Source organism: Oceanimonas aquatica, from assembly GCF_030732065.1.
In the GTDB taxonomy this organism is placed as follows: Bacteria; Pseudomonadota; Gammaproteobacteria; order Enterobacterales; family Aeromonadaceae; genus Oceanimonas.
Map to the genome: position 1 here is coordinate 1 of NZ_JAVBHX010000009.1, position 21,747 is coordinate 21,747.

Genomic DNA, 21,747 nt, shown 5'->3' on the forward strand with positions numbered 1-21,747 from the left:
GCCTGGCGGCCATAGCGTTGTGGAACCACCTGATTCCATGCCGAACTCAGCAGTGAAACGCAACCGCGCCGATGATAGTGTGGCAGCTGCCATGTGAAAGTAGGTCACTGCCAGGCACCCAATACCGAAAAGCCCGATACGTTTGTATCGGGCTTTTTTCGTTTCTGCATTTCAAAACAACAGGCCCCGTTTTCACGGGGCACATGCCTCTTTATTGCGGCTCATGATCCAGCAGCAGTTTGAGCTCGACAATACCGTCTTCCATTTGCATCCTGGTTTTAAAACCGAGCTTGCGGGCCAGGTTCACCATGCCCCGGTTCGATGGCATGGTAATGCCGCTCAGGCTGTTCAGGCCCCGTTGCCGGCCGTAGCGAATGATCTTCTCCATCAGCATGCGGCCCAGGCCCACGCCCTTGAGATCCGAGCGTACCAGCACCGCGAATTCGGCATCCTCGTTGTCGGGATCCGACATGGCCCGCACGACACCCAGAATGTTGCCGTCTGCTGCCACCGCCACAAAGGCCATTTCCCGGTCGTAATCGATCTGGGTCATGTGAGCCAGCTCTTCATGTCCGATCACCACATCGGCAAAGAAACGCTTGTAGCGATCTTCATCCGTTACATGGCTGACAAAGTCCTGATGGGCGGGCTCGTCTTCGGGCAGTATGGGCCTCAGAGTGACGGGAGTACCGTCTTTAAGAAGAGTGTGCTCCTCCCACTCTCTCGGGTATGGGCGAATGGCCAGCCGGGCCTGACCATCTCCCTTAAAGGGAGCCAGTTTCATACTGACGTCCAGGGCCACCAGCTCGCTGCCGGTGGCCAGTAGCGGATGAATATCCAGGCTGACGATTTCCGGGTGGTCGATGATCAGATGGGATACCTGGGTCAGCACCCGGCATACCGCCATCATATCCAGAGGGTGCTGGGAGCGGTTGGCGCGCACCTTGCCGCTTTTGAGCGCCTGGATTACCAGGTAGCGGGCCAGGGTCATATTCAGTGGCGGCAGTGCCACCGCGGCCTGTTCTTCCCCTTCCAGATCCACACCGCCGTCCCCCAGCAGGATCACGGGACCAAATACCGGATCGGAGCGCACTGCGATATGGAGTTCCTGGGAGCCGGCCCGGCGGGCCATGCGCTGTACCATAAGGCCGTGAATACGGGCGCTGGGGTAGGTATGCCGCACCCGGTCGAGCAGGGCATCGGCGGCCTGGGCCACTTCCGCTGCCGAACGTAGGTTCAGCACCACCCCGGAGACTTCCGATTTATGCACAATGTCTGGAGATCGCAGCTTGATCGCCACAGGATAGCCGATCTGCTCTGCGATATGGGCCGCTTCAGTGCCGTCGGTGGCAATCCAGGTGGGCAGGGTCTGAATACCGTAGGCGGCCATCAGCCGGCTCACTTCGTGGGTGTCGAGCTGGTTCAGCCCTTCCTCAAAGGCCTGGCCGATCAGCTCACGTACGGTTTCGCCATCGTTGGGCATGTCCGAGATGGATTCGGGCGTTTCCATCAGCTGTTTCTGGTTACGGCGGTATTCCACCATGTGCATAAAGGCGCCGGCAGCGCTTTCCGGTGTGCGGTAGGTAGGAATGCCGGCCTCGGTAAAGCAGCGCCGGGCGTCAAAGGCACTGGTTTCCCCGGACCAGTTGGTCAGAATGTTAAAGCGTTTGGCCCTGGGATGACTCTTAATCACCTCAATCAACTCTTTGGCCACCCGCGTACTGTTCACCGTGGCCGAGGGGGCATGCATGATCAGAATGGCATCAAAGTCGTCGCTGTCGAGCAGCACCCGCAGGCTGGCTACATAGCGCTCTACCGGGGCGTCACCGACAATGTCGATAGGGTTGATGCGCGACCAGGACGGTGGCAGCACCCGGTCCAGTGCCGTACGGGTTGTGTCGGTAAGGCTGGCCAGCTTGCCGCCCCGGGCCAGCAGGGTGTCGATGGCGTTAATGGCCGGGCCGGCGCCATTGGTGAGCACCACCAGCCGCTCGCCACGCAGGGTGTGAGTGTGGTTGAGGGTTTCCACCGCCGCAAACAGATCGTGGGTGTCGCGCACTCGCAGCATGCCGGCCCGGCGAATGGCGGCGTCGTAAGAGGCGTCCATGCCCACGTCACCCCCGGTGTGAATATGGCCCAGCTGGGCGCCGATGCGGGTTTTGCCACTTTTTACCACCAGCACTGCCTTGTTGCGGGATGCCGCCCGGGCCGCCGACATAAAGGTGCGCGCATTCTGCACCGCGTCCATATACAGCAGAATGGAGCTGGTGTGCCGGTCTCGGGCCAGGTAGTCAAGCAACTGGGCAAAGTCGATGTCGCAGGCGTCTCCCAGCGAGATGAAGTGAGAGAAGCCAATGTCATTGTGCCGGGCCCAGTCGAGAATGGTGGCGCACACGGCGGAAGATTGCGATACAAAGGCAATTCGGCCCGGTTTGGCCGGAAACGGCGCAAAACTTACATTCAGGCCCAGGTGAGGCAGTATTACCCCCATGCTGTTGGGGCCCAGCAGACGCATGCGATGCTCCCGGGCACTGGCCTTCATTTGCTCAAGCTGGTCGTTGCTGGTGCCGGCGGCAAGAATAATGGCCGCTTTACAGCCCTTTTGGCCCAGTTGCTCGATAATGGCCAGGTTTTTGTCGGCTGGCGTGCAGATAATGGCCAGATCCGGCACTCGGGGCAGACTGGCGATGTCGGGGTAAGCCATGACACCGGCCACCGCCTCGTATTTGGGGTTGACCGGCATCACCGGGCCGCTGAAATTGCCGGCCAGCAGGTTTTTCATCACCAGCTTGCCGGCGCCGTTGTCCCGGTGCGAGGCACCGATCACGGCAATGCTGGCGGGCCTGAACAGGGCATCGAGTCCTTGCTGCGGCATAACGTCTCCTCAAATACGATCTGTGGCGCAATAAAGGTATTTAAAGCATATTATCAGCCTGTGACTTCTTTTGTGTTGACCGCCAACAAAGCCTGACCGGAGACTGTGATGGAAATCTGGTTGTTGTTTATTCCCGCCTGTCTGGCTCTGAATCTGACGCCCGGGCCCGATATCTTTTTTATTCTTTCCCAGGCCCTGGGAGGCCGGCGTCGGGCCGGCATGCTGGCGGCGCTGGGTCTGGGGATGTCTTACCTGGGGCATACCCTGCTGGCGGTGGTGGGGCTGTCGGCACTGGTGCTGCAGTCGGCCACCGCCTTTACCCTGATCAAGTACGCGGGCGCCGTCTATCTGCTTTATCTGGGTTGGACCAGCCTGCGCCATGCCAGCCGGCTGGCGTTACCGGCGGCGGCCGGCGCGCAGAGCGGCTGGCGTATTTTCCGCCAGGGGCTCACCGTAGGCCTGCTCAACCCAAAAGTCGCGCTGTTTTTCCTCGCCTTTTTACCCCAGTTCGTGACCAATGACGGGGGCGCTGTGCCGCTGCAGTTGCTGCAGCTGGGGCTGGTCTTTACCCTGACCGCCACCCTGTGTAATGGCGCCTATGGCCTGCTGGGCCAGCGGCTGCAGCGCAGTCTGGCCGGCCGTGAGCGTTTTTCCGTTTACCTGGGCCGGATCTCCGGTGGGCTGATGATGGCCCTGGGTGCGCGCCTGGCGCTGGTACAGCAATAAGCGGTCGAGGCCGCCGGTGGCATCGGGTAAACTGGAGCCAGTTACAAGCACGCAAGGATTACCCATGTCATTTCCGACCATAGAGGATTTTGTCGGCAACACCCCGCTGGTGCGCCTGCAGCGCATGGCCAGCCATACCAACAGTCGAGTGCTGGTCAAGCTGGAAGGCAACAACCCGGCCGGCTCGGTAAAAGACAGACCCGCCCTGAACATGATTCGGCAGGCCGAGCTGCGCGGCACCATTCAACCGGGTGACACCCTGATTGAAGCCACCAGCGGCAACACCGGCATCGCCCTGGCCATGGCCGCCGCCATCAAGGGCTACAAAATGGTGCTGATCATGCCCGACAATTCCACCGAGGAGCGCAAGGCCTCGATGCGGGCCTATGGTGCCGAGCTGATCCTGGTCAGCAAGGAAGCCGGCATGGAAGGCGCCCGGGATCTGGCGGAAAACATGGCCGCCGAGGGCCAGGGCGTGATCCTCGATCAGTTCAATAACCCCGACAACCCCGAGGCCCACCTGCTCTCTACCGGCCCCGAGATCTGGCAACAAACCGAAGGCCGTATCACCCACTTTGTGTCCAGCATGGGCACCACCGGCACCATTATGGGGGTTTCCCAATACCTCAAGGAACAGAGCCCGGAGGTGCAGATTGTGGGTCTGCAGCCCTGCGAGGGCAGCCATATTCCGGGTATTCGGCGCTGGCCCGAGGCTTATCTGCCGGGCATCTTTGACAAGAGCCGGGTGGATGCAGTACTGGATATCAGCGAAGCCGAGGCGGTGGATACCATGCTGCGCCTGGCGCGGGAAGAAGGCATTTTCTGCGGGGTCAGCTCCGGCGGTGCCGTGGCCGGCGCGCTCAAGCTGGCCGAGCAGGAGGATAACGCCGTGATCGTGGCCATTATCTGCGACCGGGGCGATCGCTACCTGTCATCGGGCGTGTTTAACGGATAACTGCAGCTGGAAGCTTGAAGCTTGAAGCTGAAAGCGCGAAGCCGCCCGATATTGTTTTTGGAATATGCAGCAATTAAACATGAAAATCACGCTGTGAATACCAAAAAGGCCGCATTTGCGGCCTTTCTTCTAGCTTCCGGCTTCCAGCTGTGTTTCAGGCCGTTAACGCCAGCCCGGTCTCGCTCAGTTCCTGTTCACCGGCGTACAGGCGGCCGTTGTCCCCTCCCAGATACAGGGTCTGGCCTCGCGCCAAATTACTCAGCTGATGCCGGGGCAGTTCGGCTTCCAGCAGCTGGCCCGGCCAGTCGGCGGGCTCCAGCTCCAGATGCACCATGGCACCACGGGGGTTCACGTCGGTGACCCGTACCGGCAGCGGATGGTCAGCGTTGGCCTCGCTCTGCAGACTGATCTCGTGAGGGCGCAGATACCAGCTGGCAGCGCCGCTGTGCCGGGCCGCCGCCGGCAGTGCCAGGCCATGCTCGCCCACGCGAAAACGGCCACCCGCCAGCTTGCCGTCAATTTTCGCCACCTCACCCAGAAACTCCAGCACAAAGCGGCTGGCCGGCTGCTGCCAGACGGTGTTGGGGCTGCCAATCTGTTCGATGCGGCCCTGGCTCATCACCACCACCTGATCCGACACATCCAGCGCTTCTTCCTGATCGTGAGTCACAAACACGCTGGTAAAGTGCAGATCGTCGTGCAGCCGGCGCAGCCAGCGGCGTAGATCCTTGCGCACCTGTGCATCGAGCGCGCCAAAGGGCTCGTCCAGCAGCAGCACCCGTGGCTCCACCGCCAGTGCCCGCGCCAGGGCCACCCGCTGGCGTTGGCCGCCGGACAGCTGGGACGGAAAGCGGTCGGCCAGGTGCGACAGCTGGATCATTTCCAGCAGCTTGCCCACCCGGGTTTTGATCTCGGCGGCGGACGGGCGTTCTTTTCTGGGTTTAATGGTCAGGCCAAAGGCGATGTTGTCGAACACCGTCATGTGGCGGAACAGGGCGTAATGCTGAAACACAAAGCCCACCTTGCGATCCCGGGCGTGCAGACCGGTGACTTCGGCGCCGTTGAAGTGAATGCGGCCGGCATTGGCCTGCTCCAGCCCGGCAATAATGCGCAGCAGCGTGGTCTTGCCCGAGCCTGACGGCCCCAGCAGCCCCACCAGCTGGCCGCTGGGCAGATCCAGGCTGATGTCGTGCAGCACCTGAGTCTTGCCAAAGGATTTCTGAATGCCGTCAATGCGAATGCTCATGCCGGTTACTCCTGTTCACTGGCGCTGTGCAGACGCCACTCGAGGTAAGATTTGATCATCAGGGTGACCACTGCCATCAGGGTCAGCAGGGCGGCGGCGGTAAAGGCGCCGACGGCGTTGTAGTCCTGATGCAGCAGCTCCACATGCAGCGGCAGGGTGTTGGTTTCGCCGCGAATGCCGCCAGACACCACCGATACGGCGCCAAACTCGCCCACCGCCCGGGCGTTGGTGAGGATCACCCCATAGAGCAGCGCCCAGCGAATGTTGGGCAGGGTGACCCGGCGAAACAACTGCCAGCCACTGGCGCCCAGCAGCACGGCGGCTTCTTCCGAGTCTGTGCCCTGGCTGCTCATCAGCGGCACCAGCTCGCGCACCACAAAGGGGCAGGTCACGAACACGGTGACCATCACAATGCCGGGCCAGGCGAACATCAGCTGCATATCGTGGCCGTCGAGCCAGCCGCCCACCGGGCCGTTGACACCGTACATCAGCAGGTAGAGCAGGCCGGCCACCACCGGCGACACCGCAAAGGGCACGTCCATCAGGGTCAGCAGCAACTGGCGGCCGGGAAAGCGAAAACGGGTGACCAGCCAGGCCAGCAGGGTGCCAAACACCAGGTTGATGGGCACGGTAATGGCCGCCACCATCAGGGTCAGGCCAATGGCGTGCAGCATGTCGGGCTCGGCCAGGTTGTCGATCACGCCACCCACACCGGCGGCCAGGGCGCCGGCAAAAATGGCCAGCATCGGCACCACCAGCACCAGCAGGGTCAGCACCACGCCGGTGCCAATCAGCAGCCAGCGACCCCAGGGGCGGGACGCTTTAAGGGTGAGGGTCTGTTCCATCAGGCGTTACCTCGTATGCGGCGCATAAAGCGGCCCTGCAGCATATTGATGGCAAACAGCAGCACGAACGAGGCCAGCAACACCAGGCTGGCAATGGCACTGGCGGCGGCGTAATCGAACTCCTGCAACCGAATGAAAATCATCAGCGAGGTGATCTCGGTCTGCCAGGGCATGTTGCCGGCAATAAAGATCACGGCGCCAAACTCCCCCAGACTGCGGGTAAACGACAGCGCCGTGCCGGTAAACAGCGCCGGCCGCAGCTCGGGCAGCACCACTCGAGTAAAAGCTTGCCAGGGGCTGGCCCCCAGGGTGGCGGCGGCTTCTTCATACTCGGGGCCCAGATCTTCCAGCACCGGCTGCACGGTGCGCACCACAAAGGGCACGCTGGTAAACACCATGGCCACCACTATGCCCACCCAGGTGTAGGACACCTTGATGCCCAGCTCCGCCAGCCAGGCACCATACCAGCCATTGGTGGCAAACAGCGAGGCCAGAGTCAGGCCCGCCACGGCGGTGGGCAGGGCAAAGGGCAGGTCCATCAGACCGTCGAGCAGGGCCCGGCCGGGAAAGCGGTAGCGGGTGAGGATCCAGGCCATCAGCAGGCCAAAGGCCATGTTAAACAGGCTGGCCACGGCGGCGGCACTGAGGGTCACCTTGTAGGTGGCCACCACTCGCGGATCGGTCACCACCTGCCAGTATTCTTCCCAGCCCATCTGGCTGGTGTTGATCACCAGACCGGTGAGCGGCAGCAGAATGATCAGGCTGACGAACAGCAGGCTGGTACCCAGACTCAGGGTAAAGCCCGGCAGCACCCGCTTTGAAGCACCCAGCAACGCCGCCATGACTTAGCGGGCCTCGGCCTGCAGCTGATCCAGGCTGCCGCCGTTAGCAAAGTGATCCTTCATGGCCTGCTCCCAGCCGCCAAAGATGTCTTCCACGGTGAACAGCTCGGTGGCCGGGAACTGCTCGGCAACCTCGGCGGCTACGGCCTCGTTATGCACCCGGTAGTTGTAGCTGGCCAGAATACGCTGGGCCTCGGGGGTATACAGGAACTCCAAATAGGCCCTGGCGGCATCGGCGGTGTCGTTGCGCTTCACGTTGCGGTCAATCCAGGTCACCGGAAACTCGGCCAGCACGTCAACCGGCGGTACCACCCGTTCAAACTGCTGATCCGGATACTGGGCAATGATGTTGTTCACTTCCGATTCAAAAGTGATCAGCACATCGCCAATGCCGCGGTCCACAAAGGTGGTGGTGGCACCCCGACCGCCGGTGTCGAACACCGCCACCTGCTTCACCAGCTTGCCCATGTGTTCGCGAATCTTGGCGTCGTCGCCATCAAAGGCCTGGTGAGCGGCGCCCCAGGCGGCCAGATAGGTGTAACGGCCGTTGCCGGAGGTTTTGGGGTTGGGGAACACCAGCTGTACGTCTTTCCGGGTCAGATCGTCCCAGCCCTGCACCTGCTTGGGATTGTCCTTGCGCACCAGAAACGCCATGGTGGAGTAATAGGGGGAGCTGTCATTGGGCAGGCGCGCCTTCCAGTCTTCGGGGATCAGCTTGCCCTTCTGATGCAGTACGTCCACGTCTGTGGTCTGGTTATAGGTCACCACATCGGCGCGCAGACCCTGCAAAATGGCCTGAGCCTGGCGGGATGAGCCGGCATGAGACTGCTTGATCTCCAGGGTTTCACCGGTTTGCTCCTGCCAGTGCTGCACAAACACAGGGTTGATGTCGGCAAACAGCTCGCGGGCGATATCGTAGCTGCTGTTCAGCAGCTCCTTGGCCTGCAGCGGCAGGGTGGCACTCAGGCCGGCGGCAAACAACAGGGAAGCCAGAAGGGATGGACGCATGATTCAGCTCCGAACAGGAAATTGAGTGTTCGTTCGAGTCTAATATGCCCAATTAATATTTAAACTAAATTTAATAGTTGCTTTTGGAATATGTAAGCAAGAGTGGATATATGTAACAAAAAACCCTCGTTGATAGGCCGTAGATAACCAAATCTTCGGGTTTCTGCCCCGTTTGGCCGTGTCGATGACCCAGCCTTTCCTCTGTTTCCGCTGTCTCTTCCCGCGATAACCCATCCCTCCGACCAAGAAGAGGTCTTTTATGACCTCCGGTCAGCCGGCCGCCAGCTCTGGCAGGAACAGAGCGATTTGCGGGAAGGGGATCAGCAAGGCGGTGACCAGCAACAGCAGCAGCAGGAACACGGGCACGCCGCGAACCACCTCGATAAAGGGCCGCTGGAAAATGGCCACGGCGGTAAAGATGTTACAGCCAAAGGGGGGTGTGGCGGCGCCAATGGCCACCTGCAGGGTGATCAATACCCCGACCAGCACCGGGTTCAGCCCGCTGCTGGCGATAAGCGGGGCGAAGATGGGCACCATGATCAGAATGACCACAATCGAGTCCACAAACATGCAGCCGAGGAAAAAGGCGATATTGATGGCCAGCAGCACGGTGAGTGGCCCGGCCTGCTCCAGTCCAAGAGCGGCAATGAGTTGCTGGGGAATCTGGGCAAACGACAAAATCCATGAAAATGCGGCCCCGGCGGCGACCAGGACGAACACCACGGCAGTGATGGCCCCGGTAGACAGGGCAATGTCGTAAATATCCTTGGTGGTGATTGAGCGGAACACCAGTAATTCCAGGATCAGGGCATACAGCACGCAGATGGCTGCCGATTCGGTGGGGCTGAAGATTCCGCCGTAAATGCCGCCCACCACGATGACCGGAAAACCGATGGGCCAGGTGGCGCGTTGCAGTGCAATCAGACGTTCACGCCAGCTGGCTCTGGGCTCCACCGGGATCTGGTGACGATAGGCATACCAGACGCAGTACAGGCTGAACAGGGAGATAACCAGCAGTCCGGGGCCAATACCGGCCAGGAACAGGGCCGAAATGGAGGTACCGGAAATCACGCCGTAGATGATCATGCCGATGGACGGCGGGATCAGGTAGGCCAGGTCGGCGGCATTGACGATCAACCCCATGGTGAAGTTGTCGTTGTAGCCGGCCTTGAGCATGCGTGGACGCATGGCACCACCAACGGCGACCACGGTGGCCTGAGTGGAGCCGCACACGGCGCCAAACAGTGCGCAGGCAGAGGTGACGGAAATGGCCATGCCGCCACGCAGGTGGCCCATAAAGCGCATCACCACATCCACCAGCCGGTCGGCGGAATGCCCCCGAGTAATGATGTCGGCGGCCAGGATGAACAGGGGCACGGCGATCAGTGCCCCTGGCTTGACCCCGCCGATCATCTGCTGGACCAGCACATGGGGGTTCAGATCCGGCAGGTAGACCAGCAACGCCATCACCGCCGCCACCAGCAGCGGCATCATCATGGGAAACCCGGCCAGCAGCAACAGCAGCATTATGCTCAGCATCATCAACGTCATGATTGGAGTTCCTTCTCAAAGCGGGCAGGGCGGGAGGAAGGCTTGATTTGTTGCTGCAACTGTTCCAGCTCCGGATCCTGGTATTCGTCGATAACTGTCAGTGACAGATAGACCTGGCTGTCGCCGTTCAGGTTTTTGATGATGGTCAGCACATACTGCAGCCCGGCCAGGGCGAACCCGGCGACCACCCAGACATAGGTGAGATAGAGGGGGATTTGCAGGGCCGGCGTGACCCGGCCGCGGGAGGCCAGGCGCTCTACATAGCCGTAGGCATACCATGCCAGCATAAACATGATGATGGCGCTGCACAGGGCGATGATGATCATGGTGGCCTTGCGTGCCAGCGGCGACATGGCGTCATAGATGGCTGACATTCTGATGTGGCGCCCCTTGCGGGTGATGTAGCCCAGGCCGACAAAGGTGATGGCGACGATAAGGAATTCGTTCAATTCCTCGGTGAAATACAGGCTTTGGGAAAACACGTAACGCCCGAACACGTTGGCGATGGTATTCACCGCCATGATCAGGATAGCGCCGGCCAGGAGAAGGGCCTCGGCTTTTTCTGTCAGCCGGTCCAGGGGTTTGAGCAGCGTGGTAATGCGTGACATAGGGTTGATCTCGTACTGGCACAAGGCAAAACCGCCCTTTTCAGGGCGGTAGGGGGGATCAGAGCGTGGTCAGCTCTGCCTGCAGTTGTTCAAGTAACTGTTGGCCGCGTTGACCGGTGATCTCTGTGTAAGCCTCATGGGTATGGCCGGTGCGGGCCTTGAAGGAGGCGCGTTCTGCCTCGGTCAGCCTGATCAGCTCAATGCCGGGTTTGGCTTGTTGAATACGCTCCAGCTTTTCCTGGTTGTAGCTGGTTACGACGTTCTGAATGTAGCCCTGCAAACCGGCCATGGTCTGTTTAACCAACTGCTGGCGTTCGGGACGGAGGGAGTCGAACCAGTCGCTGCCTGCCAGCACATTGGTCACCAGCTCCTGCTCGCCGGCCCAGATCAGGTAGTCGGTTACTTCGTAGAACTTCATTTCTTCAATGGCCGGAATGGGATTGACCTGACCATCCACCTGCTTGAGCTGCAGAGCACCATAGACTTCGCCAAAGGGTACCGGAGTGGGGCTGGCGCCGAGATCGGCATAGGATTTCAGCAGAATGGGCGACACCATGACCCGCATCTTGAAGTTGTGGAAGTCGTCGGGAGTGCGGATGGGCTTGTTGGTGGTCCATACCTGAGGCCCCTGGGAATAAAAGCTGAGCGGCTCCAGTCCGCGCTGCCGATAGTCCTGAGACAGTTCCTGATGAATAAGCGGGCTGCTGTCGAGAAAGTTGGCCATGGCGGCGGAGTCGGACGGGAAGGCATAGGGCAGCAGGAAGATTTGCGACTCGGGCACTATGGTGCCCAGGTTGCCCACCGACACGTTGGTGAACTGGATGATGCCATCGGCCGCCAGCTCCACCAGTTCGGTGGGGGTGCCGAGCGAGCCAAGATGGTAAATGCGCACACTGACATCGCCCTGAGTCTGGGCCTCTATGCGTTTTTTAAATTCCTGGGCGTAGGCATCCATGATGGAGCCGGGAATCTCTTCAATGGCGAACTTCCACTCTTCGGCCTGTACCAGGGCGGGTGCCAGGGTGAGCAGGGTGCTCAGGGCCAGGGTATGAAGGGTCGTTTTTGTTGCTTTCATAGCATCATCTCCTGCTACTGGGTGAGTCCGGCCTTTAAGGCCGAAGGTGATTCCGTTCTACTCGGGGCCAGTATTGCAGATGGATATTTATCCAAAAATATGATTTTTAATATGTATACTTGCAAAAATTTAATGTAACTCCGGAGCGGAATCCGATGTATTCGATAAAGCATATGCAGACGTTTTGTGCCGTGGTCGAGTACGGCGGTTTTGTGGGCGCCGAGTCGGTGCTGGGCATGAGCCAGCCCGCGATCAGTACCCATATTCGCGACTTCGAGGTGCGGCTGGGGTTTTCGATCTGTCACCGGGGACGCAGTGGCTTTGGCCTGACGGAAAAGGGCGAGGTGGTATACCGGCGATGCCGGGAAATGCTTAACAGTTTTTCGGATCTGGAGGCGGAGCTGGGCTCGTTGCGCAATATGCTGACCGGTACCCTGAGAGTGGGCCTGGTGGACAACACCATCACCAATACCGAGGTACCCATACCCGATGCTATTCACCGGTTTTTTGAGCGCAGCAGCCAGGTGTCCTTGCGGCTGGCGGTGCTGCCGCCGGAAGAGCTGGAGCGTGAACTGCTCAATGGCAATCTGCACCTGGCCGTGGGGCCCTTTCAGAAGCGGCATCCGGCGCTGAACTATCAACCCCTGTATACCGAGGAACACCGCTTTTACTGCGGCCGGCGCCATCCGTTATACGGGGTGGAGCCAACCGAGCTGTCGCTGGAGCGGGTGGGCAGTTACCCCATTTCCAGCCGGACTTATGTGCAGCAGGCAGAAATACCCCTGATACGGCCGTATTTGGGTGCGGCGTTTGTCTCCAATATGGAAGCCCAGGCCATGCTGATCCGTAGTGGCCGGTTTCTCGGCTTTCTGCCGGTACACTTTGCTGCCTCCTGGGTGGCCAGTGGTGAAATGAAGGAACTGGCGTTGCCCGAGCTGCGCTGGCATTCCGAATTCTGTCTGGCGATGCGGGCCACGCCGGCACCCCAGGAAGTAGTCCGGGTGTTCGTGGACGACCTGGTCAGCAGCCTGGGACTGCGGGTTGGCGGGCGGTGATTTACTTTATTTTATATAAAGTGAGCATATTAAAATTTATATTTTTTGATGAAAATGGCTTTGTCATACTCGCTGGCGGAATGAAATAGATTGTTTTTTGACCGGGAAGTTATGTTGCCGGCCCAATCCGGGCGGCACCAGCGAGGAGACGGAGCATGAGTGAAAACAGCTATGAGAAGGGACGCCTTAATCTGCCCTTCGTCGGATTTTGTACCTTTGCCAAAAGTCCCATCTGTGAAGACTGGGATAACCTGAAGGCGGATGTGGCGTTTCTGGGCGCCCCCTTTGATTGCGGTACCCAGTGGCGCTCCGGTGCACGCATGGGGCCCCGTGCCGTGCGGGAAGCGTCCACCCTGTTTTCCTTCGGCCATGGTGGCGCCTATAGCTATGAAGAAGACACCATGTACCTGGAAGGGGTAAAAATCGTGGATATTGGCGATGCCGACATGGTGCATACCAATACCGAAAAGAGCCATGCCAACATTGAATACGGCGTGCGCAAGATCCTCGAATCCGGTGCCCTGCCGGTCACCGTGGGCGGGGATCACTCGGTCAACGCCCCTTGTATTCGTGCCTTTGAAGGGCGCGGCCCCATTCATATCATTCAGATTGATGCTCACCTCGACTTTGTTGACGAGCGTCACGGCGTGCGGTTTGGCCATGGCAACCCCATGCGCCGGGCGGTGGAGCAGCCCTTTATTACCGGCATGACCCAGCTTGGCATTCGCAACGTGTCTTCATCCAACCGGGCCGACCACAAGGCGGCGCAGGACGCGGGCTCGACCATACTGTCGGTGCGGGACGTGCGCCGATTGGGGGTACAGGGCGTACTGGATCTGATCCCCAAAGGGGTGAATTATTACATCACCATCGATATTGACGGTTTTGACCCCTCCATCGCTCCGGGCACCGGGACGCCAAGCCATGGCGGCTTTACCTATTACGAAGTCATGGAAATCCTGCAGGGTGTGGCCTTCTCCGGCGACGTGGTAGGGATAGATCTGTGCGAAGTGGCGCCCGATTACGATCATACCGGCACCACCAGTGTGCTGGCGGCCCAGGTGCTGCTGAACCTGCTCGGCTATGTCTTCCATGGCCGCCGACTGCGGGAGCAGCGTTAGGGTAAATTATTCGGCGGGTGGGTGTTTCCCCTCGGCCCGTAAGCGGAACAAGCAACAAAAAGGCCTGCATTCGCAGGCCTTTTTCAATTCAGCGGTTTACTCATCAGGAAGCAGACTTTTCCTGCTTTTCCGGTACCAGCGGAATGGCCGGTTTGGCGATCAGGGAGCGGGTGTCCTCAATGGCCTCGGTCAGGATCACCTGAATGTGCTGGCCCAGCTCGTATACCGGCTGCTTGTCGAGGTAGACCTTGCCGTCGTCCCAGCTGCATTCCAGCCGATCCCGGTTGGGCAGGATCAGGGAAGAAGGCATAAACACCACGGCGCCGTTTTCCTGCAGGCGCAGCTTCACGCCGCCCCGGCCGATGTCGATGATTTCGGCGTCAAAGGCGTGACCATTGGCCACCGCCGGCTGCAGGTAGCGCACATACAGCCAGTCGGCGATGTCGCGTTCGGCACGGCGGTGCATGCGGCGCTGCTCCGACAGGTGTACCGCCAGCTCGGCGTTGGGGGCGTGGGCGTCGTGGGCCTTCTCGGCCAGAATGGCCTTGATAAGCCGGTGGTTGATGATGTCGCCGTATTTACGAATGGGCGAGGTCCAGGTGGCGTAGGCGTCCAGGCCCAGGCCGTAGTGCTCGCCCGGGGTCACGCTCATGGCGGCGTAAGACTGGAAGCGGCGTACCCGGTTGTCCAGGTAGCTGGTGTCGCGGGCGTCCAGCCAGCGGCGCAGTTCGCAGAAGCCTTCCAGGGTGGTCAGCCGCTCCGGATCCACCGGGGCCTCGTGCTCTTTCAGCAGTTCCTGCAGCTGGGCCAGTTTTTCTTCGTCAAAGCCGGCATGCACGTTGAATACACCGGTGCCGCAGTGCTTGGTCAGCCAGTTGCCGCAGGCCAGGTTGGCGGCGATCATTGATTCTTCCACCATCTGGTTGGCAATGCGGCGGTGGTCGGCGTGAATGGCCACCACGTTGCTGGCGTCGTCCAGTTCAAAGCGGAAGTCGGGACGGTCGGGGAACACGATGGCGTGGGTGCTGCGCCAGTTGTTGCGGGCCTTGGTGAGGGCGGTGAGTTCGCGCAACTGCTCGGCAATCACCTCGCTCTCGGGCTGCCAGTCGCCGGTGCCTTCGACCCAGTCGGAGACCTTGTCGTAGGCCAGGCGGGCGTGGGAGCGAATGCGGGCGGCAAAGAACTCGGCGTCGTCTGCCACCTTGCCGTCGGCATCGATATGAATGCGGGCGCACAGGGCGTGGCGGTCTTCACCTTCCTTCAGCGAGCACAGCTCGTCGGCCAGGGTGCGCGGCAGCATGGGAATGTTGCGACCCGGCAGGTATACGGTAAAGGCGCGCTCGGCGGCGATTTTGTCCAGATCGCTGTCGTGGGCCACGTAGGCGGTGGGATCGGCAATGGCCACGGTCAGTTCCCAGCCGCCATTCTCCAGCTTTTTCACGCTGAGGGCGTCGTCCATATCCTGGGTGGACTCGCTGTCGATGGTGAAAAAGGGCACCTCGGTGAGATTCTGGCGGGGCAGGGTGTCTTCCAGCAGTTCCCACTGTTCCCGGTCCTGGGGAGCCTCGTTGGCCAGCTTGTTGCGGGCCAGCACCACCCACCAGGGGGCGATGGGATCGTCCACGCCGGCAATCACTTCCACCACTTCGGCGAAAAAGCCGTTGTCTTTCAGGGCGTGACGCTTGAGTTCACCCAGTACCCAGTCGCCTTCCTTCAGGTTCTTTTCGTTCATCCCCTTGATGGTACGGGCCTTGATGGCGTCCTTCATCAGCGGGTGATCGGGCACAATGTTGAGCCGGTCACGGAACCACTTCACTCGGGCCACAAAGCGGGTCAGGCCGGGCTCGATCAGGGTCTCGGGCTCTACCAGTTCCTTGTCGTTCTCGGTGCGCAGCACGGCGGTGATGTGATCGCCATGCATCACCTTTTTCATGTGCGGCGGCGGAATGAAATAGCTTTCCTTGTCACTGACTTCGAGAAAGCCGAAGCCCTTGGAGGTGCCTTTGACCATGCCTTCCTTGGTGGGAAGGGTGTCGCGGATTTGTTGCTTGAGCTGGGCCAGCAGGGGATTGTCTTGAAACATGTGTTTGGGAACCTGTCGAAATATCGGCCTGACTATACGGATTTACCCTCATAATGCCAAGAAAACCTTGCGTTTTGCACCAATTTGGTGCGTGTTTTGTGGCGGTTTTATCAGCAGCCCGGGCCGTAAATCAGGGTGAGGTTTTGCGCCTGCGGTTGCCCTTGCGCATTCACGCCGCTGTGCAGCAAATAGCGCAGGCCGTCGAGCAGGGCCGGGCAATTCGGCGTCAGCTCGCCCGCCAGTTGCGCAATATGCTGATGGCCCAGGCCGCTTTCCAGGTTGCCCGCCAGCATCACTTCCATTCCCCGGTCTTGCGCGGCCTCGGCCAGCAGCCGGCAACGTGCCGGCTTGCCCAGCAGGGAAGGGCGCAGCACCAGGGCGCGCAACTCCTCGAACGGGGCCGGCACCACGCCGCCGCAGCGCTCGGCACTGAGCGCCACCGGCCAGCCGTGTTGTTGGGCCAGCCTGCGAGTTTCGGCTTCATTCGTACCGGGATCCAGCAGCCAGTCGATGGCGCGGACGTCGATATGCCGCCATAGACCAATCAGTTGTGCTTCACTGAGCCGGCCGCCGGCGTCCAGTACCAGGCGCAGGCCGGGCACCAGAATGGACAGCTCCCGTACCAGGCCGGCGTCAAACTGCACATCGCCGGTCAGGGTCAGCCAGGCTCGAGTGGGCTGCACCCGGCGGCAGCGCCAGGCGCGAATAATGCTTTCCCGCTCGCCTTCCAGCAATGGCAGGCTGGGAGCGGGGGCTGCCGCCAGCGGCGCCAGGGCGCAGCCCAGACCAAAACGCACCCAGGGCAGAGTGGCATCGGGCTCAAGGCCTTGCTCCAGCCGTTCGCAGGCGGCCAGCAGCTCGGCTTCGGTGGCGGCCGGGTCGGCGGTGAGCGGCGGGGCCACGTCGCCCCAGTGGCCGTTAATGTTGACGTAAAAGCCGTGGCGGCGGCGTACGGTAACGCCGTCGATCAGTTTTTCCCTGGTCAGGGGCAGGGCATAGCGATAAACCGAGATGGACATGGCGTGACTCTCACATATTTACTTTCACATAAAAATAACATGGTGTTGATGTGAACGACAGCGGGGTTTATGGCAGGGGCTGAGTGAGTATCATAGGGCCACCTTGATAAGAGGAATTCGTTTTCATGCCCCTGACTACCTGGCTACTGGCCATTCGTCCTAAAACCCTGCCGCTGGCGGTGGCCTCCATCCTGCTGGGGGCGGCCAGTGCCGGCACCGTTCAGCCCGGTGTGCTGGCACTGGCCCTGCTTACCGCGCTGCTGCTGCAAATTTTGTCGAACTTGGCCAACGATTACGGCGACGGCCTGCGCGGCACCGACGGCGCCGAGCGCACCGGGCCAACCCGGGCGTTGGCCTCGGGGCGAGTGACTCCGGCGCAGTTGCGCCGGGCCATGATTCGGGTGGTGGTGCTGACACTGGTCAGCGGCCTGGTGTTGCTGACTTTGGCACTGGGGAACGATCTCATCGCCTGGTTCGGTTTTTTGCTGCTGGGAGCGCTGTCGGTGCTGGCGGCCCTGGGCTATACCCTGGGGCGGCGGCCCTACGGCTATTCGGGGCTGGGGGATGCGGCAGTGTTTGTGTTTTTTGGCCCGGTGGCGGTGCTGGGCACCGGCTGGCTGATGCAGCCTGAACTTACCGCCACCGGCGGCTGGTCGGCATTGGTGGCGGGCCTGCTGTCGATGGCGGTGCTCAATATCAATAACATTCGCGATCTGGACGGCGATCGTAAAGCCGGCAAACATACCCTGGCGTTGCGGCTGGGGCTGCCCCGGGCCCGGGCCTGGCAGGCTGGGCTGCTGGCGCTGGCCCTGCTGGCCGCCGAGCGGCTGATAAGCGGTTGGGGCGTAGTGGCCTTGGCGGGGCTGTGGCCATTGGCGCAAGGGCTGAATTTGGTGCTGACCCGTGAAGGCGCCGAGCTGAACCGGGCACTGGCGCTCACCGCCAAAGGCACTCTGGTATTGACCGCCGGGCTGGCACTGGGGCTGGTGACGGCGTGAGCCGCCTATGCAAAAAAGTAAGCGCCCGGTACATTTTTGGCACTCGGCCGGCCTGAGAACGCCTTTGCTTTTGTGAACTCGCTCTGGTTATACTGCGACCATCTTGTCGGAGTGCCCTCACGGGCTGAGACCGCGAAAGCAGCGGGATCCGTTGAACCTGATCAGGCTAATACCTGCGAAGGGAAACAAGTGAAGAGCGGCATCGGACCTTCGCCGGCTCTTTTCTCAACACTCCCGGCAAGCATTTTCACCCTATGGACGCAAAAGTGAGATTGCTATGTCAAAAAAAACCAACCGTCGTGAAGTTCGCAGTCAGGCCCAGGAATACATTCATAACCTGAAGGGCGAACCTTTTCCGAATTCATCCCGTATTTACCTCGACGGTTCACGCCCGGATCTGAAAGTGGCCATGCGCGAAATTGCCCTGGCCGACAGCTTCAAGGGCGGCAGCGAAGAAAACCCGATTTTTGAAGCCAACGAGCCGGTACCGGTGTATGACACCTCCGGCGCCTACGGCGACCCCGAGTCCGAAATCGATGTGCGCAAGGGCCTGCCCCAGCTGCGCCGTGACTGGATCCTGGAGCGCAACGACACCGCCGAGCTGGAAAGCGCCACTTCCCACTTTACCCAGCAGCGCATGGCCGACGACGGCCTGGATCACCTGCGCTTTGAGCACCTGCCCAAGCCGCGCAAGGCCAAGCTCGGCCAGTGCGTGACCCAGATGCACTACGCCCGCAAAGGCATCATCACCCCCGAGATGGAATACATCGCCATTCGCGAAAACATGGGCCGCGAGCGGGTGCGTGACGAACTGCTGCTTAAGCAGCACCCGGGCGAGAACTTTGGCGCCAACCTGCCGGAAAACATCACTCCCGAATTCGTGCGCAAGGAAGTGGCCGAAGGCCGCGCCATCATTCCCGCCAACATCAACCACCCGGAAGCCGAGCCCATGATCATCGGCCGCAACTTCCTGGTGAAGATCAACGCCAACATCGGCAACTCGGCGGTAACCTCCTCCATTGAGGAAGAAGTGGAGAAACTGGTGTGGTCCACCCGCTGGGGCGCCGACACCGTGATGGATCTGTCTACCGGCCGCTACATTCACGAAACCCGCGAGTGGATCCTGCGCAACAGCCCGGTTCCCATCGGCACCGTGCCCATCTACCAGGCGCTGGAAAAGGTCAACGGCGTGGCCGAAGACCTGAACTGGGAAGTGTTCCGCGACACCCTCATTGAACAGGCCGAGCAGGGCGTGGACTATTTCACCATTCACGCCGGCGTGCTGCTGCGCTACGTGCCCATGACCGCCAAGCGGGTGACCGGCATTGTGTCCCGCGGCGGCTCCATCATGGCCAAGTGGTGTCTGACCCACCATAAAGAGAGTTTCCTGTACGAGAACTTCCGCGAGATCTGTGAGATTTGTGCCGCCTACGACGTCTCCCTGTCGCTGGGTGACGGCATGCGCCCGGGCTCCGTGGCCGACGCCAACGACGAGGCCCAGTTCGCCGAGCTGCATACCCTGGGTGAGCTGACCAAAATCGCCTGGGAATACGATGTGCAGGTGATCATCGAAGGCCCCGGCCACATTCCCATGCACATGATCAAGCGCAACATGGAAGAGCAGCTCGAGCACTGCCACGAAGCGCCCTTCTATACTCTTGGGCCGCTGACCACCGACATCGCCCCGGGTTACGACCATTTCACCTCCGGCATTGGTGCCGCGCTGATCGGCTGGTACGGCTGCGCCATGCTCTGTTACGTTACGCCCAAGGAGCACCTGGGGCTGCCCAACAAGGAAGACGTGAAACAGGGCCTGATCACCTACAAGATCGCCGCCCATGCCGCCGACCTGGCCAAGGGCCATCCGGGCGCCCAGATCCGCGACAACGCCATGTCCAAGGCACGCTTCGAGTTCCGCTGGAACGACCAGTTCAACCTGGCGCTGGATCCGGAAACCGCCCGGGCCTACCACGACGAAACCCTGCCCCAGGAATCGGGCAAGGTGGCGCACTTCTGCTCCATGTGCGGACCCAAGTTCTGCTCCATGAAAATCACCCAGGATGTGCGCGACTACGCCGCCAGCCTGGAAAACAACATAGAAGTGCAGCTGGTGGGCATGAACGGCGAGCCCGAAACCGTGCAGGCCGGCATGGCGAAAATGTCGGAAGAATTCAAGAAACGCGGCGGTGAGCTCTATCACCAGGCCGACAAACTGGAGCAAGAAACTCTATGACCAAACCCATTGTCTGGACCATAGCCGGTTCCGACTCGGGCGGCGGGGCCGGCATTCAGGCCGACCTGCACACCATACAGGCACTGGGCGGCCACGGCTGCTCGGTGATCTCCGCCATCACCGCCCAGAACTCGGTCTCGGTGTCCATGGTGGAGCCGGTGCTGATGCAGGCCTTTACCAGCCAGCTGGTATCCCTGTCCACCGACATGCAGGCCGCCGCCATCAAGGTGGGCCTGCTGCCGGGCGGACTGCGCGCCGAGGTACTGGCGCGCTACCTCAAGGAATACCGCCGTCAGTGGCAGCCGTATGTGGTACTGGATCCGGTGGCCATTGCCAGCACTGGTCAGTCCATGGCCGAGGCCAACCTGCTGCCGGCCATCAAGACCCACCTGCTGCCGGAAGTCGACCTGATCACTCCCAACGCCGTTGAACTGGAAGCACTGTCGGGCATCGCGCCCGACTCACCCCAGGCCCTTCGTGCCGGCGCTGCCGCCCTGCGGGAAATGGGCGTAGGTGCCGTGCTGGTCAAAGGCGGCCATCTCGGCTGGACCGGTGATCAGGCCATCGACTTCTACAGCGACGGCGAACGGGAAATCTGGCTGGCCAGCCCACGCCTCGATACTCAGCACGGTCATGGCACCGGCTGTACTCTGTCGTCGGCCATTGCCACCGCCGTGGCCCAGGACTACCCGATTGAAGACGCCCTGGTACTGGCCAAGGCCTACGTCAATCAGGGCCTGAAAGGCGCCGAAGGCATTGGTGCCGGTGCCGGCCCGGTGGCCCATCTGGGCTGGCCCACCGACCTGGCCGATTTTCCCGCCGTGGTGATGCCGGGCAGCCCGCTTGCGAAGCAGCTGGGCATTGAAGGTCCGCACCCCGAGGGCGCCTTTGCCGCCATGGACACCAACCAGCTGGGTCTGTACCCGGTGGTCACTACCGTGGCCTGGCTGGAGCGGCTGCTGGAGCAGGGCGTTCGCACCCTGCAACTGCGCATCAAGGACAAGGCCGACGTCGAGGTAGCGGCAGACATCAAGGCTGCCGTTGAACTGGGCCAGCGTTACAACGCCCGGCTGTTTATCAACGATTACTGGCGGCTGGCCATTGAGCACGGCGCCTATGGTGTGCACCTGGGTCAGGAAGACATTGAAGTGGCGGATCTGGAAGCCATTCGTGCCGCCGGCCTGAAGCTCGGGCTCTCCACCCACGGCTATTATGAAATGCTGCGGGCCCGGGAGCTGAAGCCGTCTTATCTTGCGCTGGGGCATATTTTCCCCACCAAAACCAAGGACATGCCGTCCCGCCCGCAGGGTCTGGAGCGGCTGCACCGCTACGTGGCGCTGATGCAGGACGAGTTCCCGCTGGTGGCCATTGGCGGCATCAGCAATGACCGGGTACCTTTGGTGGCACAAACCGGCGTAGGCAGCATTGCCCTGGTTACCGCCATTACCGAGGCGGCGGACCCGGATGCGGTCACGCAGGAACTGCTGCAAATGGTGGAGGGCTAATC

The 21,747-nt window shown here is 61.0% G+C and carries 17 protein-coding genes, 1 rRNA gene and 1 riboswitch; of the genes, 8 read left to right on the forward strand and 10 right to left on the reverse strand.

Features of this window, described 5'->3' with window-relative positions:
• Position 1: 1 nt before the first annotated feature.
• Positions 2 to 116 (forward strand): 5S ribosomal RNA (rrf, locus tag Q9290_RS12970).
• Between the two features lie 95 nt (positions 117 to 211).
• Here rrf and Q9290_RS12975 read toward each other — a convergent pair.
• Positions 212 to 2,875, reverse strand: coding sequence for a bifunctional acetate--CoA ligase family protein/GNAT family N-acetyltransferase (locus Q9290_RS12975; RefSeq protein ID WP_306080072.1), 2,664 nt, complete (start codon positions 2,873 to 2,875; stop codon positions 212 to 214).
• A 108-nt stretch (positions 2,876 to 2,983) separates the two neighbouring features.
• On the opposite strand from Q9290_RS12975, the gene Q9290_RS12980 reads away from it, so the two are divergent.
• Positions 2,984 to 3,601: a LysE family translocator gene (locus tag Q9290_RS12980; protein ID WP_306080073.1), complete on the forward strand. Its 618-nt coding sequence runs from the start codon at positions 2,984 to 2,986 to the stop codon at positions 3,599 to 3,601.
• Between the two features lie 64 nt (positions 3,602 to 3,665).
• Positions 3,666 to 4,556: a cysteine synthase CysM gene (cysM, locus tag Q9290_RS12985; RefSeq protein ID WP_306080074.1), complete on the forward strand. Its 891-nt coding sequence runs from the start codon at positions 3,666 to 3,668 to the stop codon at positions 4,554 to 4,556.
• A gap of 154 nt (positions 4,557 to 4,710) precedes the next feature.
• Here the strand turns inward: cysM and cysA are convergent, their stop codons facing one another.
• From cysA to Q9290_RS13020, 7 genes are all read right to left on the reverse strand, one after another.
• A complete protein-coding gene (gene cysA / locus Q9290_RS12990; RefSeq protein WP_306080075.1) occupies positions 4,711 to 5,802 on the reverse strand; it encodes a sulfate/thiosulfate ABC transporter ATP-binding protein CysA in 1,092 nt (363 codons plus the stop codon).
• Between the two features lie 5 nt (positions 5,803 to 5,807).
• Positions 5,808 to 6,647, reverse strand: coding sequence for a sulfate/thiosulfate ABC transporter permease CysW (cysW, locus tag Q9290_RS12995; protein ID WP_306080076.1), 840 nt, complete (start codon positions 6,645 to 6,647; stop codon positions 5,808 to 5,810).
• Positions 6,647 to 7,489: a sulfate/thiosulfate ABC transporter permease CysT gene (gene cysT / locus Q9290_RS13000; protein WP_306080077.1), complete on the reverse strand. Its 843-nt coding sequence runs from the start codon at positions 7,487 to 7,489 to the stop codon at positions 6,647 to 6,649. Before cysT ends, cysW begins: the two co-directional genes overlap by 1 nt.
• Positions 7,490 to 7,492: 3 nt before the next feature.
• Positions 7,493 to 8,497, reverse strand: a complete 1,005-nt coding sequence (gene cysP / locus Q9290_RS13005) for a thiosulfate ABC transporter substrate-binding protein CysP (protein WP_306080078.1) — start codon at positions 8,495 to 8,497, stop codon at positions 7,493 to 7,495.
• A gap of 270 nt (positions 8,498 to 8,767) precedes the next feature.
• A complete protein-coding gene (locus Q9290_RS13010) occupies positions 8,768 to 10,048 on the reverse strand; it encodes a TRAP transporter large permease (RefSeq protein WP_306080080.1) in 1,281 nt (426 codons plus the stop codon).
• Complete coding sequence (locus Q9290_RS13015) at positions 10,045 to 10,656, reverse strand: TRAP transporter small permease (protein ID WP_306080081.1); 612 nt, start codon at positions 10,654 to 10,656, stop codon at positions 10,045 to 10,047. Before Q9290_RS13015 ends, Q9290_RS13010 begins: the two co-directional genes overlap by 4 nt.
• Positions 10,657 to 10,714: 58 nt before the next feature.
• On the reverse strand, positions 10,715 to 11,731 hold the full coding sequence (locus Q9290_RS13020) for a TRAP transporter substrate-binding protein (protein WP_306080082.1): 1,017 nt from the start codon (positions 11,729 to 11,731) through the stop codon (positions 10,715 to 10,717).
• Positions 11,732 to 11,886: 155 nt separating this feature from the next.
• Between Q9290_RS13020 and Q9290_RS13025 the strand changes: the two genes are divergently transcribed.
• Together Q9290_RS13025 and speB are read left to right on the forward strand one after the other, a co-directional pair.
• On the forward strand, positions 11,887 to 12,786 hold the full coding sequence (locus Q9290_RS13025; RefSeq protein WP_306080083.1) for a LysR family transcriptional regulator: 900 nt from the start codon (positions 11,887 to 11,889) through the stop codon (positions 12,784 to 12,786).
• 155 nt (positions 12,787 to 12,941) lie between these two features.
• Positions 12,942 to 13,907, forward strand: a complete 966-nt coding sequence (gene speB, locus Q9290_RS13030; RefSeq protein WP_306080084.1) for an agmatinase — start codon at positions 12,942 to 12,944, stop codon at positions 13,905 to 13,907.
• Positions 13,908 to 14,010: 103 nt separating this feature from the next.
• Here speB and Q9290_RS13035 read toward each other — a convergent pair whose 3' ends face one another.
• Together Q9290_RS13035 and Q9290_RS13040 are read right to left on the reverse strand one after the other, a co-directional pair.
• Positions 14,011 to 15,990 (reverse strand): exoribonuclease II, encoded by a 1,980-nt coding sequence (locus tag Q9290_RS13035; protein ID WP_306080085.1) that lies wholly within the window; start codon positions 15,988 to 15,990, stop codon positions 14,011 to 14,013.
• A gap of 110 nt (positions 15,991 to 16,100) precedes the next feature.
• Positions 16,101 to 17,009, reverse strand: coding sequence for an enolase-like domain-containing protein (locus tag Q9290_RS13040; protein ID WP_306080086.1), 909 nt, complete (start codon positions 17,007 to 17,009; stop codon positions 16,101 to 16,103).
• Between the two features lie 125 nt (positions 17,010 to 17,134).
• Between Q9290_RS13040 and menA the strand changes: the two genes are divergently transcribed.
• From menA to thiE, 3 genes are all read left to right on the forward strand, one after another.
• Positions 17,135 to 18,007: a 1,4-dihydroxy-2-naphthoate octaprenyltransferase gene (gene menA, locus Q9290_RS13045; protein ID WP_306080087.1), complete on the forward strand. Its 873-nt coding sequence runs from the start codon at positions 17,135 to 17,137 to the stop codon at positions 18,005 to 18,007.
• A gap of 97 nt (positions 18,008 to 18,104) precedes the next feature.
• A riboswitch (TPP riboswitch) is annotated at positions 18,105 to 18,209 on the forward strand.
• Between the two features lie 75 nt (positions 18,210 to 18,284).
• The gene (gene thiC, locus Q9290_RS13050) at positions 18,285 to 20,240 is read left to right on the forward strand and encodes a phosphomethylpyrimidine synthase ThiC (RefSeq protein ID WP_306080088.1); all 1,956 of its coding nucleotides are present in this window, start codon (positions 18,285 to 18,287) and stop codon (positions 20,238 to 20,240) included.
• Positions 20,237 to 21,745, forward strand: coding sequence for a thiamine phosphate synthase (thiE, locus tag Q9290_RS13055; RefSeq protein ID WP_306080089.1), 1,509 nt, complete (start codon positions 20,237 to 20,239; stop codon positions 21,743 to 21,745). The genes thiC and thiE overlap by 4 nt, the downstream gene beginning before the upstream one ends.
• Positions 21,746 to 21,747 lie beyond the last annotated feature (2 nt).

What these genes read in the sequence shown, in the direction of transcription:
- Q9290_RS12975 (WP_306080072.1), bottom strand. Translation starts at nt 2,875, where the DNA reads ATGCCGCAGCAAGGACTCGATGCCCTGTTCAGGCCCGCCAGCATTGCC.
- Q9290_RS12980 (WP_306080073.1), top strand. Translation starts at nt 2,984, where the DNA reads ATGGAAATCTGGTTGTTGTTTATTCCCGCCTGTCTGGCTCTGAATCTG.
- cysM (WP_306080074.1), top strand. Translation starts at nt 3,666, where the DNA reads ATGTCATTTCCGACCATAGAGGATTTTGTCGGCAACACCCCGCTGGTG.
- cysA (WP_306080075.1), bottom strand. Translation starts at nt 5,802, where the DNA reads ATGAGCATTCGCATTGACGGCATTCAGAAATCCTTTGGCAAGACTCAG.
- cysW (WP_306080076.1), bottom strand. Translation starts at nt 6,647, where the DNA reads ATGGAACAGACCCTCACCCTTAAAGCGTCCCGCCCCTGGGGTCGCTGG.
- cysT (WP_306080077.1), bottom strand. Translation starts at nt 7,489, where the DNA reads ATGGCGGCGTTGCTGGGTGCTTCAAAGCGGGTGCTGCCGGGCTTTACC.
- cysP (WP_306080078.1), bottom strand. Translation starts at nt 8,497, where the DNA reads ATGCGTCCATCCCTTCTGGCTTCCCTGTTGTTTGCCGCCGGCCTGAGT.
- Q9290_RS13010 (WP_306080080.1), bottom strand. Translation starts at nt 10,048, where the DNA reads ATGACGTTGATGATGCTGAGCATAATGCTGCTGTTGCTGCTGGCCGGG.
- Q9290_RS13015 (WP_306080081.1), bottom strand. Translation starts at nt 10,656, where the DNA reads ATGTCACGCATTACCACGCTGCTCAAACCCCTGGACCGGCTGACAGAA.
- Q9290_RS13020 (WP_306080082.1), bottom strand. Translation starts at nt 11,731, where the DNA reads ATGAAAGCAACAAAAACGACCCTTCATACCCTGGCCCTGAGCACCCTG.
- Q9290_RS13025 (WP_306080083.1), top strand. Translation starts at nt 11,887, where the DNA reads ATGTATTCGATAAAGCATATGCAGACGTTTTGTGCCGTGGTCGAGTAC.
- speB (WP_306080084.1), top strand. Translation starts at nt 12,942, where the DNA reads ATGAGTGAAAACAGCTATGAGAAGGGACGCCTTAATCTGCCCTTCGTC.
- Q9290_RS13035 (WP_306080085.1), bottom strand. Translation starts at nt 15,990, where the DNA reads ATGTTTCAAGACAATCCCCTGCTGGCCCAGCTCAAGCAACAAATCCGC.
- Q9290_RS13040 (WP_306080086.1), bottom strand. Translation starts at nt 17,009, where the DNA reads ATGTCCATCTCGGTTTATCGCTATGCCCTGCCCCTGACCAGGGAAAAA.
- menA (WP_306080087.1), top strand. Translation starts at nt 17,135, where the DNA reads ATGCCCCTGACTACCTGGCTACTGGCCATTCGTCCTAAAACCCTGCCG.
- thiC (WP_306080088.1), top strand. Translation starts at nt 18,285, where the DNA reads ATGTCAAAAAAAACCAACCGTCGTGAAGTTCGCAGTCAGGCCCAGGAA.
- thiE (WP_306080089.1), top strand. Translation starts at nt 20,237, where the DNA reads ATGACCAAACCCATTGTCTGGACCATAGCCGGTTCCGACTCGGGCGGC.